16 protein-coding genes, 1 tRNA gene and 1 pseudogene are annotated in these 14,016 nt (G+C 64.9%); 6 read left to right on the top strand and 12 right to left on the bottom strand.

What is annotated here, in order from left to right; translation table 11 throughout:
• Positions 1–90 precede the first annotated feature (90 nt).
• Positions 91–176 (top strand) — tRNA-Leu (locus FZI91_RS13065).
• An 80-nt stretch (positions 177–256) separates the two neighbouring features.
• Here the strand turns inward: FZI91_RS13065 and FZI91_RS13060 are convergent.
• On the bottom strand, positions 257–805 hold the full coding sequence (locus tag FZI91_RS13060) for a TetR/AcrR family transcriptional regulator (protein ID WP_162526378.1): 549 nt from the start codon (positions 803–805) through the stop codon (positions 257–259).
• Positions 806–982: 177 nt separating this feature from the next.
• On the opposite strand from FZI91_RS13060, the gene FZI91_RS13055 reads away from it, so the two are divergent.
• Together FZI91_RS13055 and FZI91_RS13050 are read left to right on the top strand one after the other, a co-directional pair.
• The gene (locus tag FZI91_RS13055) at positions 983–1,546 is read left to right on the top strand and encodes a carboxymuconolactone decarboxylase family protein (protein WP_155939393.1); all 564 of its coding nucleotides are present in this window, start codon (positions 983–985) and stop codon (positions 1,544–1,546) included.
• Position 1,547: 1 nt separating this feature from the next.
• Positions 1,548–2,522 carry an MBL fold metallo-hydrolase gene (locus FZI91_RS13050; protein WP_155939392.1) on the top strand — a complete coding sequence of 325 codons (975 nt, stop codon included), beginning with the start codon at positions 1,548–1,550 and terminating at the stop codon, positions 2,520–2,522.
• Positions 2,523–2,534: 12 nt separating this feature from the next.
• On the opposite strand, the gene FZI91_RS13045 is transcribed toward FZI91_RS13050, so the two are convergent.
• The 4 genes and pseudogenes from FZI91_RS13045 to FZI91_RS13030 all read right to left on the bottom strand — a co-directional run bounded on the left by FZI91_RS13045 (position 2,535) and on the right by FZI91_RS13030 (position 4,998).
• Entirely contained in the window at positions 2,535–3,119 is a 585-nt protein-coding gene (locus tag FZI91_RS13045; protein WP_375234376.1) for a D-alanyl-D-alanine carboxypeptidase family protein, read from the bottom strand.
• Positions 3,120–3,397: 278 nt separating this feature from the next.
• Positions 3,398–3,593 (bottom strand): annotated as a pseudogene (locus tag FZI91_RS24330) (hypothetical protein); the annotation flags it as partial.
• A gap of 45 nt (positions 3,594–3,638) precedes the next feature.
• A complete protein-coding gene (locus FZI91_RS13035; RefSeq protein WP_155939389.1) occupies positions 3,639–4,475 on the bottom strand; it encodes a DivIVA domain-containing protein in 837 nt (278 codons plus the stop codon).
• Positions 4,476–4,704: 229 nt separating this feature from the next.
• Positions 4,705–4,998 carry a YggT family protein gene (locus tag FZI91_RS13030; protein ID WP_155939556.1) on the bottom strand — a complete coding sequence of 98 codons (294 nt, stop codon included), beginning with the start codon at positions 4,996–4,998 and terminating at the stop codon, positions 4,705–4,707.
• 210 nt (positions 4,999–5,208) lie between these two features.
• Between FZI91_RS13030 and FZI91_RS13025 the strand changes: the two genes are divergently transcribed.
• From FZI91_RS13025 to FZI91_RS13015, 3 genes are read left to right on the top strand one after another with little or no spacing between them, the layout of a single operon-like run.
• On the top strand, positions 5,209–5,673 hold the full coding sequence (locus FZI91_RS13025; protein WP_155939388.1) for an SRPBCC family protein: 465 nt from the start codon (positions 5,209–5,211) through the stop codon (positions 5,671–5,673).
• Positions 5,670–6,008 carry a metalloregulator ArsR/SmtB family transcription factor gene (locus FZI91_RS13020; protein ID WP_162526377.1) on the top strand — a complete coding sequence of 113 codons (339 nt, stop codon included), beginning with the start codon at positions 5,670–5,672 and terminating at the stop codon, positions 6,006–6,008. Before FZI91_RS13025 ends, FZI91_RS13020 begins: the two co-directional genes overlap by 4 nt.
• A 26-nt stretch (positions 6,009–6,034) precedes the next feature.
• The gene (locus FZI91_RS13015; RefSeq protein WP_155939386.1) at positions 6,035–6,781 is read left to right on the top strand and encodes a DUF899 domain-containing protein; all 747 of its coding nucleotides are present in this window, start codon (positions 6,035–6,037) and stop codon (positions 6,779–6,781) included.
• 60 nt (positions 6,782–6,841) lie between these two features.
• On the opposite strand, the gene FZI91_RS13010 is transcribed toward FZI91_RS13015, so the two are convergent.
• The 7 genes from FZI91_RS13010 to murG all read right to left on the bottom strand — a co-directional run bounded on the left by FZI91_RS13010 (position 6,842) and on the right by murG (position 14,016).
• A complete protein-coding gene (locus FZI91_RS13010) occupies positions 6,842–7,474 on the bottom strand; it encodes a cell division protein SepF (protein WP_155939385.1) in 633 nt (210 codons plus the stop codon).
• Between the two features lie 88 nt (positions 7,475–7,562).
• Complete coding sequence (locus tag FZI91_RS13005; protein WP_155939384.1) at positions 7,563–8,273, bottom strand: YggS family pyridoxal phosphate-dependent enzyme; 711 nt, start codon at positions 8,271–8,273, stop codon at positions 7,563–7,565.
• A complete protein-coding gene (pgeF, locus tag FZI91_RS13000) occupies positions 8,273–8,980 on the bottom strand; it encodes a peptidoglycan editing factor PgeF (RefSeq protein ID WP_155939383.1) in 708 nt (235 codons plus the stop codon). The genes FZI91_RS13005 and pgeF overlap by 1 nt, the downstream gene beginning before the upstream one ends.
• A gap of 20 nt (positions 8,981–9,000) precedes the next feature.
• On the bottom strand, positions 9,001–10,158 hold the full coding sequence (ftsZ, locus tag FZI91_RS12995; protein WP_155939382.1) for a cell division protein FtsZ: 1,158 nt from the start codon (positions 10,156–10,158) through the stop codon (positions 9,001–9,003).
• Positions 10,159–10,484: 326 nt separating this feature from the next.
• On the bottom strand, positions 10,485–11,396 hold the full coding sequence (locus tag FZI91_RS12990) for a cell division protein FtsQ/DivIB (protein ID WP_155939381.1): 912 nt from the start codon (positions 11,394–11,396) through the stop codon (positions 10,485–10,487).
• Positions 11,393–12,865, bottom strand: a complete 1,473-nt coding sequence (gene murC, locus FZI91_RS12985; RefSeq protein ID WP_155939380.1) for a UDP-N-acetylmuramate--L-alanine ligase — start codon at positions 12,863–12,865, stop codon at positions 11,393–11,395. Before murC ends, FZI91_RS12990 begins: the two co-directional genes overlap by 4 nt.
• Positions 12,862–14,016, bottom strand: a complete 1,155-nt coding sequence (gene murG / locus FZI91_RS12980) for an undecaprenyldiphospho-muramoylpentapeptide beta-N-acetylglucosaminyltransferase (protein ID WP_375234375.1) — start codon at positions 14,014–14,016, stop codon at positions 12,862–12,864. Before murG ends, murC begins: the two co-directional genes overlap by 4 nt.

The following is a 14,016-nucleotide window of genomic DNA, read 5'->3' as shown; positions in this document are numbered from 1 at the left end:
GACGCACCGGGCTCCGACGACCGGTTTGGGCTCTGTACAGGGTTTCCGCTAGCCTATGACGGCGACCACGGGCCGTGACGGCCCGCACTTGTCCGAGTGGCGGAATGGCAGACGCGCTAGCTTGAGGTGCTAGTGCCCTATTAACGGGCGTGGGGGTTCAAGTCCCCCCTCGGACACACACGACTGAGACGAGCGAAGCCGCAGTCACACATTTAGCGGGAAGCCACGACCTCTTCCACAGTCGAGTTTCCGCTTTCTAGCGGTCGCGCGACGTGAGATTGATCAACGGCAGATAGACGGTGTCGAACAGCTCCGCAAGCTTGTCGCCGTCAAGCTGCTTGCGGGCGAAAAATAACTCATGGCGCATGAGCGCGAGAATGCTTGTCGCAACGGGCAATGGGATGTCTTCCGGGCCGATCTCACCGCGCTCGCGGGCCTCGGCCAAGGCCTGCAGCACCGTTTGGTCGACCCATCCGGCGATTGCCGTAGTCATTTCTTCAGCCAGCTCGTCGTCGGCCTCGGCCAATAGGCAGCGGTAGTTACCGATCCCGATGCGCTGGAGCTCCCTGAGCAAGGCCCCCAACAGTGCCAATACGTCTTCACGCAGGGAGGTGGCCGATGCGAGCCGGCCAGGTGGGTATCGCAGCGTCGGCAGCGCGTCGGCGACCATGTGCGCGCGAGATCGGTAACGGCGGTACAGCACCGGCTTGCTGGTCTTGGCACGACGGGCCACACCCTCAAAAGTGACCCCGGAGTAGCCATGCTGCTTCAGCTCCGCGTACGTCGCATCACGGATTGCCGACATCAGCGCTTCGTCGCGCCGCCGTGTGCCACCATCCGCCCGTGGCGCTTCCGCGCTTTCCCTCAAGCCTCCAGTAGACACGTTGCGTATCTTACGCCGTGATACGATCAACACGTACAAGATACGATCCGTATCTTGTTGCAGCATTTGCCGCCAGGGCTGCCCAAGGAAAGGAAACCCATGAGCGTCGTTCTGCCGGCGGTGGCCGATTTGAGCCCCGCGCAACGAGAAGCGTTCGAGCTGTTCCCGGCCAATCTGACCCGGGGCCTGGTGATGACGAGGAACAGCGCCAAGCCCTATCTCACCTTGGGTCTCTCCTTCAGAGACGGCGAGTTGTCCCCCGAGACCAGAGAATTGGTCATCTTGCGTGTCGGTGCGGTCACGCGCGCGCAGTACGAGATACACCACCACGCTCCGGAGGCAAAGCGAGTCGGAGTGCCTGCCAAGGTGATCGACGCGGTTGTGTCTGGAGCGGACTCGTTCGACGATGAGCGCCTCGCTGCGCTCATCGGTTTCGTCGACGAACTCCTTGCCGGGATCACAGGCCCAACCGCGACTACCGATGCTGCCCAGAAGTTTTACTCAGACAACGAAATCGCCGAAATCGTACTGCTCACCGGGCATTACGTGATGACGGCACTCTTCCTCAAGACGCTGGGCATCACTCCCGAGGGCGAGGGCGCGACGCAGGACATTCTCACGACCGCTACGAACACGTTGCGTTCAGAAAAAGGGCAGAATTGACATGACGCAGGATTTTGCGTTCCACAAGGGACTCGTCCAACTCGGCGGAGGCGCACACGTTTTCCTTTCCGGCGACGAGGGCTTCGGGCTGGCCAACGCGGGTCTGGTGGTGAGCGATGGCGAATCACTGGTCGTGGACACCCTTTACGATGTGCGGCACGCGCAGGAGATGCGTGATGCGTTCGGTCAGCACACGGCCACCGCCCCGGTGCGATATGTCTTCAACACGCACACCGACGGCGACCACTTCTTTGGTAATCAGATATTCGCCAACGATGTCGAGATCATCGCCACGGAAGCCGCGAGCACGCTCATGGTGCAGGAGCACGCCGACCTGACAGCCGAGCTCCTGGGCGGCAGCGCCGACCCGTCATCACATATGCACGTGTTGGCCCCACTGGCCAAGCCCTTCCGCTTCGATGAAGTACGCGTTCGGCCCGCGGACACCACGTTCTCGGGCGAGAGGGCGCTTCGAGTGGGCAAGCTCGACGTCGAGTTGCATGAGCTCGGTCCGGCCCACACTGTCGGAGACGCGATCGCCTTCCTCCCCGAACACAAGGTGCTTTTCTCAGGTGACTTGCTCACCCACGCCATCGTGAAAGTCGTCTGGTCGGGTTCGGTCCCTAACTGGATCGCCGCGTTGGAGCGTATCCGCGCCTTTGGCGCCAAAACCGTTGTGCCCGGTCATGGTCCAGTGCTGGTCGGCGCCGAGATCGACGCGGCCATCGATCGCGGCATCGCGTTCTGGTCGGACTTACACGAGCAAGTAAACCGTCTCTACGACCAGGGCACCCCCGTCGAGGACGCGACAGCCCGCATCCATGTCACGAAATATCCTGAAGCGACGATCACTTTGCCGATCATCATCGCGGCGATCTACCACGAACGCGACCCCGCAGTCCCCTTCCAAAGCCTCACCCAGGCACTGGAATCCATCTCAGGTCAGCTCGTCAAGGCCGCAGCCGGTCCGAGGTAGAAGCGAGTCTGGTTAGCCTGCCGCGTTGGTACGCAACGGTGGACATTGCCCCTCGGCATCCGCGGTGAGCTCGTAGTGCCACTTCTCATTGGCGAAAACCTGACACAGGCCGAATTGCGTGCTGTGCGCCAGCATCCACCCGTAAGCCGCCGCGGGACCGATATCGACAGCCTTGCCCTGCACGTGGTGCGACTCGTCGGGAGTAGCCACCCACTGCCGGGCGACCGCGAGGCTCCCGTACGTCTGAACGGCATCGTCAAGCAACTGCTGCTGAAAGGCTCGCGACCGCCAGCCCGACGTGACCGTGAGTGTCACACCGTCCGCCGCGGCGCTGTTCGCCGCGTCTTGGACCGCGCGTAACAACGGGGGGTCAAGCCGGATGACGGCCAAGGAGGAGGTATCGAACGGGCTCACCGGCTTGGACAACCAGCCACCGTCCGTCTCCTGACCAACCGTGCTCGGGGCGGGCGGCGGTGGCACGGTCGTCTGAGCCGTCACCAGGACGACGGTCGCACGGGCGGCAGAGTGGCTGCCTGTAGCCGGCGCGGCGGCGTGGCATGCCGACACGATAAGCGCGACCGCCGCGGCCATACCCATCACAGTGCCGCGTAACATCTAGCCAGGTCCCCGTCAGCGCCGGTGCGGCTCGTCCTCGTCCTCGTCGTCGACGTCGAACTGTTCGTAGGTCTCTTCGGCCGACGAATGGATATGGGCCGAGGTGGCAGCCTCCTTGAGGCTCACGGCCGCGGCGGCGGGAGACACCTTCTTCGCATAGTCGCCGGGTTCGGCCGACTCTGGAGCCGCGGCAACGCCTTCGGGCTCATCGAAGTCACCCGCGTCCTCGGGGTGGTCTACCGCGTCCTCGGCGTCATGCTCGTCGCCGTCCGCGGGCTCCTCATCGGCGTCGAGAGCGCCGGTATGCCGGTCCCGGATGGCGTCAATGATCATGAGCACCACACCGACGGCCGCCGCGGCGATACACACGAACGCTAGAACCTCGTTACTGGTGACTACCGCCGTCACCAGGGCCGCCAAACCGATGGCGGCCAATACCAATGCGACGATCAGCATCGCGAATCACTCCTCATACGTGCCGCGAGCATTGACCGACCTAGTTCAGTAGTTGTTCCCACGGTTGAACTGGCCGAATCCGGCTTCCTTTGTTGCGTTTTCGTTCGAGGCACCCGCGTCGACGGGGGCCGCCGAACCACGCTGGCCGAGCTCTTCAAGCTGCGACTCCAGGTAGGTCTTGAGCCGAGTGCGGTACTCGCGCTCGAATGTACGCAGCTGCTCCAGACGTCCCTCCAGCACCGTGCGCTGCTGGTTGATGGTGCCCATGATCTCCGAGTGCTTACGCTCGGCATCGGATTGCAGGGCATCGGCCTTCTCCTGCGCCTGGCGCAGCTGGGTCTCGGAACGGGTCTGGGCATCCGAGAGTAGCGCTTCGGCCTTGGTCCGCGCCTCGGTGACTGTCTTGTCGGCGGTGGCACGAGCCTCGCCGACAATCTGGTCCGCATTTGCGCGAGCATCGGAGAGCAGCTTTTCCGACTCGGACTTGGCATTCCCGGTCAGACGGTCCGCGGTGTCCTGTGCCAGACCCAGAATCTTGGCCGCGCGCACGTGGTGTTCCTCGGTGGACGCCACCGCAGGAGCCGCCGCCACGACGGGTGCCGGCGTGGGCTCGGGCTTAGCGGGCTCGGGCTTCTTCTCGGGCTTGGGGGCCTCATAAATAGGGGCGGCTACAGCAGAGCCCCCACCCTTGCGGGCCTCGGCCAGCTCCTGGTCCAGTTCCTGAACACGCTGGCGCAGATCCGAGTTCTCCTCGATCAGGCGGGCCAGCTCGTTCTCCACCAGGTCGAGGAAGGCATCAACCTCGTCCTCGTTGTATCCACGCTTACCGATGGGTGGCTTACTGAACGCAACGTTGTGTACATCTGCTGGTGTAAGCGGCATTGCCTGCCCCTATCAAGTCTCGACGTCTGGAATCGTATTGCAGTGTAAAGCGAACATGCCGTCCCACTGTAACTGGCGTCCATCCTGTCACATCAGACCCGCCGGTCGCAGCAGAGCTCATTAAGTATCCCTCTGACGTGCATAAAAATACTCTGAGGCTTTGGATATGACGCGCTTTCGTATCCAGATCGATGTGAGTTGAATACCGAAATTCGGCAAGCCCGCAGGCTTAGCCAGCCGCCATCCCGAACGCCGCCTTCATGCCAATGAATCCCACAAAAAGCAGCAAAGTAATGGACAGATCTAATCGCACTGCACCGAGCGACAGCGGTGGAATGAGACGGCGCAATAACCGCACGGGCGGGTCGGTGACGGTGAAGATGAGCTCCAGGATCACCACCGTGGCGCCCCGCGGATGCCAATCACGGCTAATGGACTGAATGGTCTCGATCACTACACGCGCAAACAGCAGCAAACAGAAGAGCAGCAGCGCGTAACCAATGATCTCAAAGAACAGCGTCAACGGACCCCTCACCGGACAGGCGTGAAATCCCACGCGCGGGCTTCTGGTAACAGCAGCCCCAGCCTACCGGCCGACCCGGCCAGACCGTCTGCCGCGCGGAGAATCCGCTGGACCGCGCCGCCAACCACCCCTATATGCAACAAATGGTTGCATACCGGCCAGATGGGCACTACGTTGATACGCAACCAATAGTTGCAAGTAGGGAGAGACATGTCATACGAACGAATCGAACGCGAGCTCCACATCGAGGCGTCACCGGAGGTTGTCTTCTCCGTCCTGAGCCGTCCGGAGCATATGAAGCAGTGGTGGCCCGATGAGGCCGAGTTCGCGGCGGCCCCCGGAGCGCGGGGCCAGATCTCCTTCCTTGGCGACGAACCCGGCGAGGTCCACGTCTACGGACTCACCCTCGTCGATGTCGACCCGCCACGACGATTCTCATTCCGTTGGTGTTATCCGGAGGCAGACACCGCAAATTCTGGAAATTCGCTACTGGTGACATTCGACCTCACGCCGTGCGGGGCGGGCACCCTCCTGCGGATGACCGAGATCGGCTTCCGGGACCAGGGCCGAACCGAGGCGGAGGTTGTCGAGCAGTACGAGTCGCATGTCGAGGGATGGGCGCTACACCTGCCGCGCATCTCGCCGTGTGTGGGCGAGCTGGTGGCCCGGTCGTGACCGTACTCATCGACGACGACCTCTGGGCCGCGGTCGGCGACCCAACCCGGCGGAGGGTCCTCGACCTCATCTTGACCGATGGCATGGCGACCGCCACGACCTTGAGTGATCGCCTCCCCGTCACCCGCCAGGCCGTCACCAAACATCTCGCGGTCCTCGACAAGGCCGGTCTGGTGTGCGGGACCCCCAGTGGGCGCGAGAAGCAATATCGCGCCAATGCCGAACAGGTCGCGCGCATCGCCGAGCAGCTCACCGCGGTAGGTGCGGCATGGGACCGACGGCTGGCACGGATCAAACAGATCGCCGAAAGCATCGAGAAGTCCACAAATAACTAGTCAGCACCCTAAGAAAGGAGAGAACGATGAGAACACCCCAGATCGTCTCGACGCAGGAATGGGACACCGCGCACCAGCAGATGCTCATCGAGGAGAAGGCCTTCACCCGCGCCCGCGACGCACTGGCTGCCCAACGCCGGCGCATGCCGTGGACCGCGGTGGACGCCTCGTACCGGTTCGAGGGGCCCGAGGGCGCGGTGAGCCTGCTCGAGCTGTTCGGCGGCCGCCGCCAGCTCATCGTGTATCGCGCGTTCATCGACCCCGGCACCGGGGATTGGCCGGAGCACGGCTGCACGGGCTGCTCGCTGATGGCAGACCACATCGGCAACCTGGCCCACCTGAACGCCCGCAACACCACACTCGTCTACGCCTCCCGCGGATCCCAGGCCGACCTGGAGCGCATCAAGACCCGCATGGGTTGGCGAATCCCTTGGTACACCATGGTTCCCGAGAGCACCTTCGACCGGGACTTCGGTGTGCACGACTGGCACGGCCACAACGCGTTCATCCGCGACGGCGACCGCGTGTTCCGCACCTACTTCATCAACAACCGCGGGGACGAGGCGTTCAACAACACCTGGACCTTCCTCGATATGACGGCGCTGGGGCGCCAGGAGACGTGGGAAGACTCGCCGGAAGGCTATCCACAGTCCCCCGCCTACGAATGGTGGGACTGGCACGACGAGTACGGCTCACACGAGCCCTCTCGGTGGTTCGGCGACCCGGATCCCGATGATCCACACGATCCGCGGCCCGCCACGTTGTGCCACTAACGACGAATGCGAGCCTGGCGCGGAAACCCGCGCCAAACTCGCACTCGGCCAAGCTATTTGCTACTGGTAGGAGTAGAAACCGCTCTCGGCGATCCGGCGGCGCTCTTCGGCGCTCACGTCGATATCGGCCGGAGACAGCAGGAAGACCTTCGTCGCCACCTTGTCGAACGACCCGCGCAGCGCGAACGCCAGCCCGGCCGCAAAGTCAACGACCCGCTTGGCATCGGCGGTGTCCATCGACACCAGGTCCATGATGACCGGTGTGCCGTCGCGGAAACGCTCACCGATCGTGCGGGCCTCGCTGTAGTCCTTGGGACGCAGCGTGGTGATCTTCGACAGCGGGCTACCCTCCTCGAAGATCGCGGCACGCCGCGGGTCCATCGCTAGTGCACCGCGGGTGGGAGCGCCATTGCCCCGCAGTGAGCCCAAACGCGGTGCCGGACGGTCAAATTCGCGGCGAGGCGCAAATCGGTCCTCGTCGGCGTAACCGGCCGGGCTGGCCGGACGATAGCCCGGCTCGTCGTAGCCGTACTCGGCATCGTCGGCGAACCGCTCGCCTCGACGCGGGTACCGGCGATCCTCGACGGGCGCGCGGCGAGGCGCGTGAGCGTCGGCATCGTCGTAGTACTCGTCGTCGTAGTCGTCCATCGGAGCCATGCCGAAGTAGGCCTTGACCTTGTGCAGCGTGCTCATCGCGTGACCTTCCGTGCCGGGGCTAAATGGAGTTCAGTTGTTCGCTCGGTCTCTACAGCTGTGTTGCAAATGTGACTGGAGTGACGATCTACCGTGACGTTAGCGGTCGCTGTCCCATCAACGCCGTTCCGACACGCACACAAGTGGACCCATATTTAATGGCCGTCTCCAGGTCGTTGGACATTCCCGCCGACAAGCGGTTCGCCTGCGGGTAGGACTGCTGGACGCGTTCATGTTCTTGCTGGAGCCCGCGAAAGGCCTGGTCGGGATCGGCCTCACGGGGAGGCAGAGCCATCAGCCCGGCAAGCCGCAGATGCTCGCTGGCAACGATGTGCGCGCACATCTCGTCCACCCCGTTCGGGTCGGCGAGATCCAACCCGCCTCGGGCGGTGTCACCATCGAGGCTGATCTGTATGTACACCTGCAGCGGCTCTCGCTGCTCCCCTGCCCCGCAGGCCGTATCCAAAGCGGATACCAAGCGCGGGCTATCCACCGAGTGCACCGAGTACGCCCAATGGGCAACCGATTTCGCCTTGTTGCGCTGCACGTTGCCCACCATGTGCCATCGGATATCCGAGTGACCGACCTCCACCACCTTGGCGGCGGCCTCCTGGTCTCTCGATTCCCCGAAGGCGCGGCAGCCCAAGAGATACAGCTCCTCGACATCGGCGGCCGGAAAGAATTTGGTGACGGGCAGCAGTTCGATCTCATCCGGATCGCGTCCGACGGCGACCGCGGCTCGATCGACCCTGTCGCGCACGGCGACCAGTGCGGCGGACAGTTCTTGAGCGCGTGTCATCAACTGAGCCAGATCACCGATGCCAGCCGACCGGTTCGTGGCTCCCGGCGATAACTGAACAGATCGGAATCCTCGACCGTGCACCGCGGGTCGATATCGATGGCCGTGACGCCCAATCCGGAAAGCTGCCGGGCAATTCCGGCCCGCAGATCCAGGCCCGGCGTACCGGCAGCGGTCGTGGTGCGACTACCCGGCAGCCCGGCCTCGACATCGGCGGCCATATCGGCGGGCACCTCGTAGTGACGACCGCTCACCGCCGGCCCGAGAAAGGCCGAAATGCGCTCCACCTTGGCGCCGGCGGCCACCATGGCCTCGACGGTCCGCGGCACGATGCCGAGTTTGGCGCCCACGCGTCCAGCATGGGCCCCGGCGACGACGCCCGCGTTCGCATCGGCGAACAGCACCGGGACGCAGTCGGCGGTCAGAACCGCCAGTGCGATACCGGGTTCGGTGGTCACCAACGCGTCAGTCTCGGGGATGACCGACGTCCCGGGCCCCTCGACACGGTGCACGTGGTCGCCATGTACCTGCTGCATCCAGATCAGGTGATCGTCCGCGAGTCCGAGGGCACCCGCCAGACGTGATCGGTTGGCTGCCACCGCAGCGGGATCGTCACCGACGTGATCGCCGAGGTTGAAGCCGTCAAATGGCGCGCGTGACACCCCACCGCGACGGGTGGTGGTAACGCGCCGAACTCGAAAACCCATACCTCAAAGGGTAGTTCGGCTCATCGCCGCATGAACGGCGGCACGTCGACATCGTCCTCTTCCCCGCCGCCTAGGGTCACCGTCGAGCCATTGGTGTCCCTAGGCAGGCTCTGGGCGTCGATGGTGTCGAAGATGCTGTTGCCGTTCGAGCGAGACCCATTAACCGCACCGGCCTTACCGGGGGCCACGGCGCCCGGGGCCGCTGTTCCACTGATCGGCGTGCGGCTGGGACCACCGGCATCGAATCCGGCGGCGATGACCGTGACCCGCACCTCGTCGCCGAGGGAGTCGTCGATCACGGTGCCGAAGATGATGTTGGCTTCGGGGTGAGCCGACTCCTGCACCAGTGTGGCCGCCTCGTTGATCTCGAACAGGCCCAGGTCGCTGCCGCCGGCGATGGACATCAGCACACCCTGAGCGCCCTCCATGGAGGCCTCCAGCAGCGGCGAATTGATCGCGGTCTCAGCGGCTTTAAGCGCCCGGCCGTCGCCACGCGCCGACCCGATACCCATCAGGGCGCTACCCGCGCCCTGCATGACGCTCTTGACATCGGCGAAGTCGACGTTGATCAGTCCTGGTGTGGTGATGAGGTCGGTGATGCCCTGCACGCCATTGAGCAACACCTCGTCGGCACTGCGGAACGCGTCCATGAGCGAAACCGCGGCATCGCCCATCTGCAACAGCCGGTCGTTGGGGATGACGATGAGCGTGTCGCAGCTCTCACGCAGCGAGCCAATACCGTTCTCGGCCTGGCCACTTCGGCGCTTGCCCTCGAAGGAGAAGGGCCGGGTGACCACGCCGATGGTGAGCGCGCCCAGCTTACGCGCGATGCTGGCCACCACGGGTGCACCACCAGTGCCGGTGCCACCACCCTCGCCGGCGGTGACGAAGACCATGTCGGCGCCCTTGAGGAGCTCCTCGATCTCGTCCTTGGCGTCCTCGGCTGCTTTGCGGCCCACATCGGGGTCCGCACCGGCGCCCAGGCCACGGGTGGAGTCGCGGCCGACATCGAGCTTGACGTCGGCGTCGCTCATCAACAGCGCTTGCGCGTCGGTGTTGATCGCGATGAACTCGACCCCCTTGAGGCCGTGTTCGATCATGCGGTTGACGGCGTTGACGCCGCCGCCACCGATGCCGACGACCTTGATCACCGCGAGGTAGTTGTGTGGAGGCGTCATAGTCGCCTTCCTCCCTGGTTGCTGCCGTGGTCTGTAGGGTTCCGGGCCCCTCGCAAACTCTCAACCTTTACCTCAGGCTTAGAGTTATGTCAGGTTGTCCCGCTGAAACAGAACGGTAGGGGGCGCGGTCGGACCGCGCCCGTAGGCGCGCCGAAGCATGCCGGGAATTTCCCGTGGCTATTTCTAGATGCCACGAGTAGACGGATAGCCTGCCGCATCCTCGTCGAGTGTGCGGTTTACGGTGAGAAAACGCCGAAAACCACCGAAATCCGCACGCTCGAACCGCACAGCCATGGCGCCGCCGATCTCTTCTGCGACCTTGTCCCCTATTTGACGGTGGGCAGGTCAGGGCTGGACACGTCATAGGTACGGCCGGGCTGCGTCAGCAGCGCGCCGAGCTTCTCCGCTTTCTCCGCGGTGCGCTCGGTGGTCCCCCACACGATGATGCGACCATCATCGAGGGTCAGCGTGATCGACGACACCGACGGCGCCGCCACCTTCGCGACCTGCCGCGCCAAGTCCGGCGCCAGCGAGGTGAGCACCTGCAAGGCCGCCTTGGTCGTCGGGTCCTGCGGACCCGGAGCCACCACATCCAATGCCGGAATACCCGGCGGCGGCGGTTCGGTGCCGAAGTCCACGCCATCGCGGTCGATGAGGTGTATGCCGTCACTGCCCTGCCACGCCGCGACCGGAACCCGCTCGACGATCGTGACCCGCAGCGTGGACGGATACTCGCATTGCACTCTGGCACTGGCCACCCGGCGGATGCTGGCCACCCGATCCGCGGCAGCCGCCGTGTCGATCTGCAGCAGCCGCGTTCCCTGCGGAATATTGAGTGCGCCAAGGACATCCTGCTGGGTGACGACCCCGGTCCCGGTCACCACGGTCTGGCGCACCGACATCAGCGGTGTGAAGTAGAGGATCAGCCCAAGACCCACCGCGATCAGCGCGAGAAGGAGCGCAAGCAGCAGGGTCTGCAGACCGTGGACCTTGCCACGCCCCGCACCCTTGGCCTGGTCGACGTACTTACCCTTGGCCGCAGCCTTTGCCTCGCGCCGGGCCTCTTCCAGGGCGATGGCCCGCTGCTGTGCATCGCGCCGTTCCGCCCGCTCCCTCCGCGCTCGCATCCGCGGGCCTTCGGCGTCAGCCTGATCCTGATCGGCCGTCTCGGCCCCGGAATCCTCGGTCTCCGCGACCGTGGTCGACTCCTCCTCGGAAGTCTCATCCGGCTCGCTCATCGACCATTCCCCGGCGGTGGCCAGTCAACGGCACGTGCGCGCAGCGCACGCACGATCTCCTTGCCCTGCAACGTGACATCGCCCGCGCCCATGGTGACCACGAGATCACCAGGGGCGGCGGCGGCGGCGACCTGTTCGGCCACCGTGGACAGGTCCGGCAGGTAGTGCACCGACACGCCGGAGACCTGCTCGGCGATCAACGCCCCACTGACGCCCGGCAGCGGCTGTTCCCGCGCCCCGTACACGTCGAGCACGAACACCACGTCGGCAGCACTCAGCGCGTCGGCGAAGTCTGCCGCGAAAGCGGCTGTACGCGAATACAAGTGCGGCTGGAAGACGACAACGGAGCGGCCGTGCCCCTGCTGCGCGACAATCCCCGAGACCGCCTGCAGCACCGTGCGCACCTCGGTGGGATGGTGCGCGTAGTCATCAAAAACTCGGACACTCTCGACCTGGCCGACCAATTCGAATCGGCGACGCACGCCCTCGAATCCGGCCAACCCGTCGAGGACATCGTCGACGGAGGCCCCGATCTCGGCGGCCGCCACCACGGCGGCCAGGGCGTTGAGCGCCATGTGCCGGCCCGGCACCGACAAACGCATGGTGCGTGGAATTACCTCGCCTGCCAGCTGAATCTGGGCAATGGCCCCGGTGTCCTTGAACTGCCAATCGCACAGACGCCCCGCGACCGGAACATCCGCGGCGTCGGCCTGTTCGCCGCTGCCATAACCACGCACCCGAATACCACGCTGATGGGCCCGGCGCGCCAACGCCGCCGACCCCGGATCGTCCAGACACACAACCAGAACCCCTTCGGGCCCAAGGTTTTCCGCGAACTCGTCGAACACCGCGGTGTACGCCTCGACGCTGCCGAAATGATCGAGATGGTCGGCCTCGATGTTGGTGACGATGATCAGGTTGGGTCGATACTGCGGCAGGGAGCCGTCGCTTTCGTCCGCCTCTGCCACGAACACGTCGCCGCTGCCGTGGTGGGCGTTGGTGCCGGCCTCGTTGAGCTCGCCGCCGACCGCAAAAGACGGGTCGTATCCGCAATGCTGCAACGCGACGATGAGCATGGATGTGGTGCTGGTCTTGCCGTGCGTCCCGGTCACCATCAGGGTGCGGTACCCGGCCATCAGATCCGCCAGCACTACCGGCCGCAGCAGGACCGGTATACCCCGCCGATTCGCTTCCACCAGTTCGGGATTGGTCTTGGGGATGGCGGCATGGGTGGTGACGACCACGGTGGGACCGCCGGGCAGCAGGTCCAGGGCATCACCGTGGTGACCGACGTTGACAAGGGCTCCGCGCGCGCGCAGTGCGAGCACCCCGCGGGACTCCTTGGCATCCGAACCGGATACCTGCGCTCCCCTGTCCAGCAGAATCCTGGCGATACCGGACATTCCGGCACCACCTATCCCGACCATGTGCACGCGGCGCAGGTGCTCAGGTAGCGGACCAACGGTCATCGTGTCGTGCCTCGTTCCTGAAAGCGCTGATCGCGGGCCACGTCCAACGCCACCTGTGCCACTTGTCGTGCGGCATCGGGATGCCCCGACAACGCGGCGGCCGAGGTCATCTCGGCGAGCTTGCCGGAATCGGCCACGATCTCGATCACCATGCGCGCCAATGTTTCCGGAGTGAGATCACGATCCGCGACGATGACGCCGCCACCAGCATCGACCACCGGCAGCGCATTGAGACGCTGCTCGCCGTTGCCGATGGGTAGCGGCACATAGATCGCGGGCAGCCCGACCGCCGAGACCTCCGCCACGGTCATGGCGCCGGATCGACACACCGCGATATCGGCCGCGGCGTACGCCAGGTCCATCCGGTCCAGGTACGGCAGCGCGACATAGCGGGGGGCACCCGGAGCGGGCTCGGACAGCTCGACGGTGTTCTTTGGTCCATGCGCGTGCAGCACCGAAACACCTGCGGCGGCAAGGTCGTTGGCGGCAGCGGAGACGGCGTTGTTCAGGGACACCGCCCCCTGGGAACCTCCGAATACCAACAGCACCAGCGCGTCATCGTCGAATCCATAGTGGGCGCGGGCCTGCTGACGCATCGCGGCCCGATCCAGCGAAGTGATCGACCCGCGAACCGGGACACCGACCACCTCGGCGCCACGCAGACCGGAGCCCGAGACCGCCGAGAGCACGCGTTGCGCTCCGCGGGCACCGACCCGGTTGGCAAGGCCGGCACGGGCGTTCGCCTCGTGGATGACCACCGGAACGCGTGCGCGGCGCAGCGGTCCACGGCGAGCCGCCAGGTATGCCGGCAGCGCTACGTAGCCGCCGAAACCGATCACCACATCGACCTCGACATTGTCGAACACTGCCCGCGTCTGCCGGACCGCCCTGCGCACCCGCACCGGCAGCCGCACCAGATCACCGGTAAGGCGCCGCGGCAGCGGCACCGGGACGATCAATTCCAGGTCGTACCCGCGGTCGGGCACCAGCCGCGTCTCCAAGCCTCGCTCGGTACCCAGTGCGGTAATCCGCACCGAGGGATCGATCTCACGTAACGCATCGGCGACCGCCATCGCCGGCTCCACGTGCCCAGCGGTACCGCCTCCGGCTAGCACCACAGAGAACGGCCGATCCGATGCTCTATCACTCAC

The organism is Mycobacteroides sp. CBMA 271, assembly GCF_009729205.1.
Classification (GTDB): Bacteria; Actinomycetota; Actinomycetes; order Mycobacteriales; family Mycobacteriaceae; genus Mycobacterium.
This window is presented reverse-complemented; position numbering and strand designations above follow the sequence as displayed.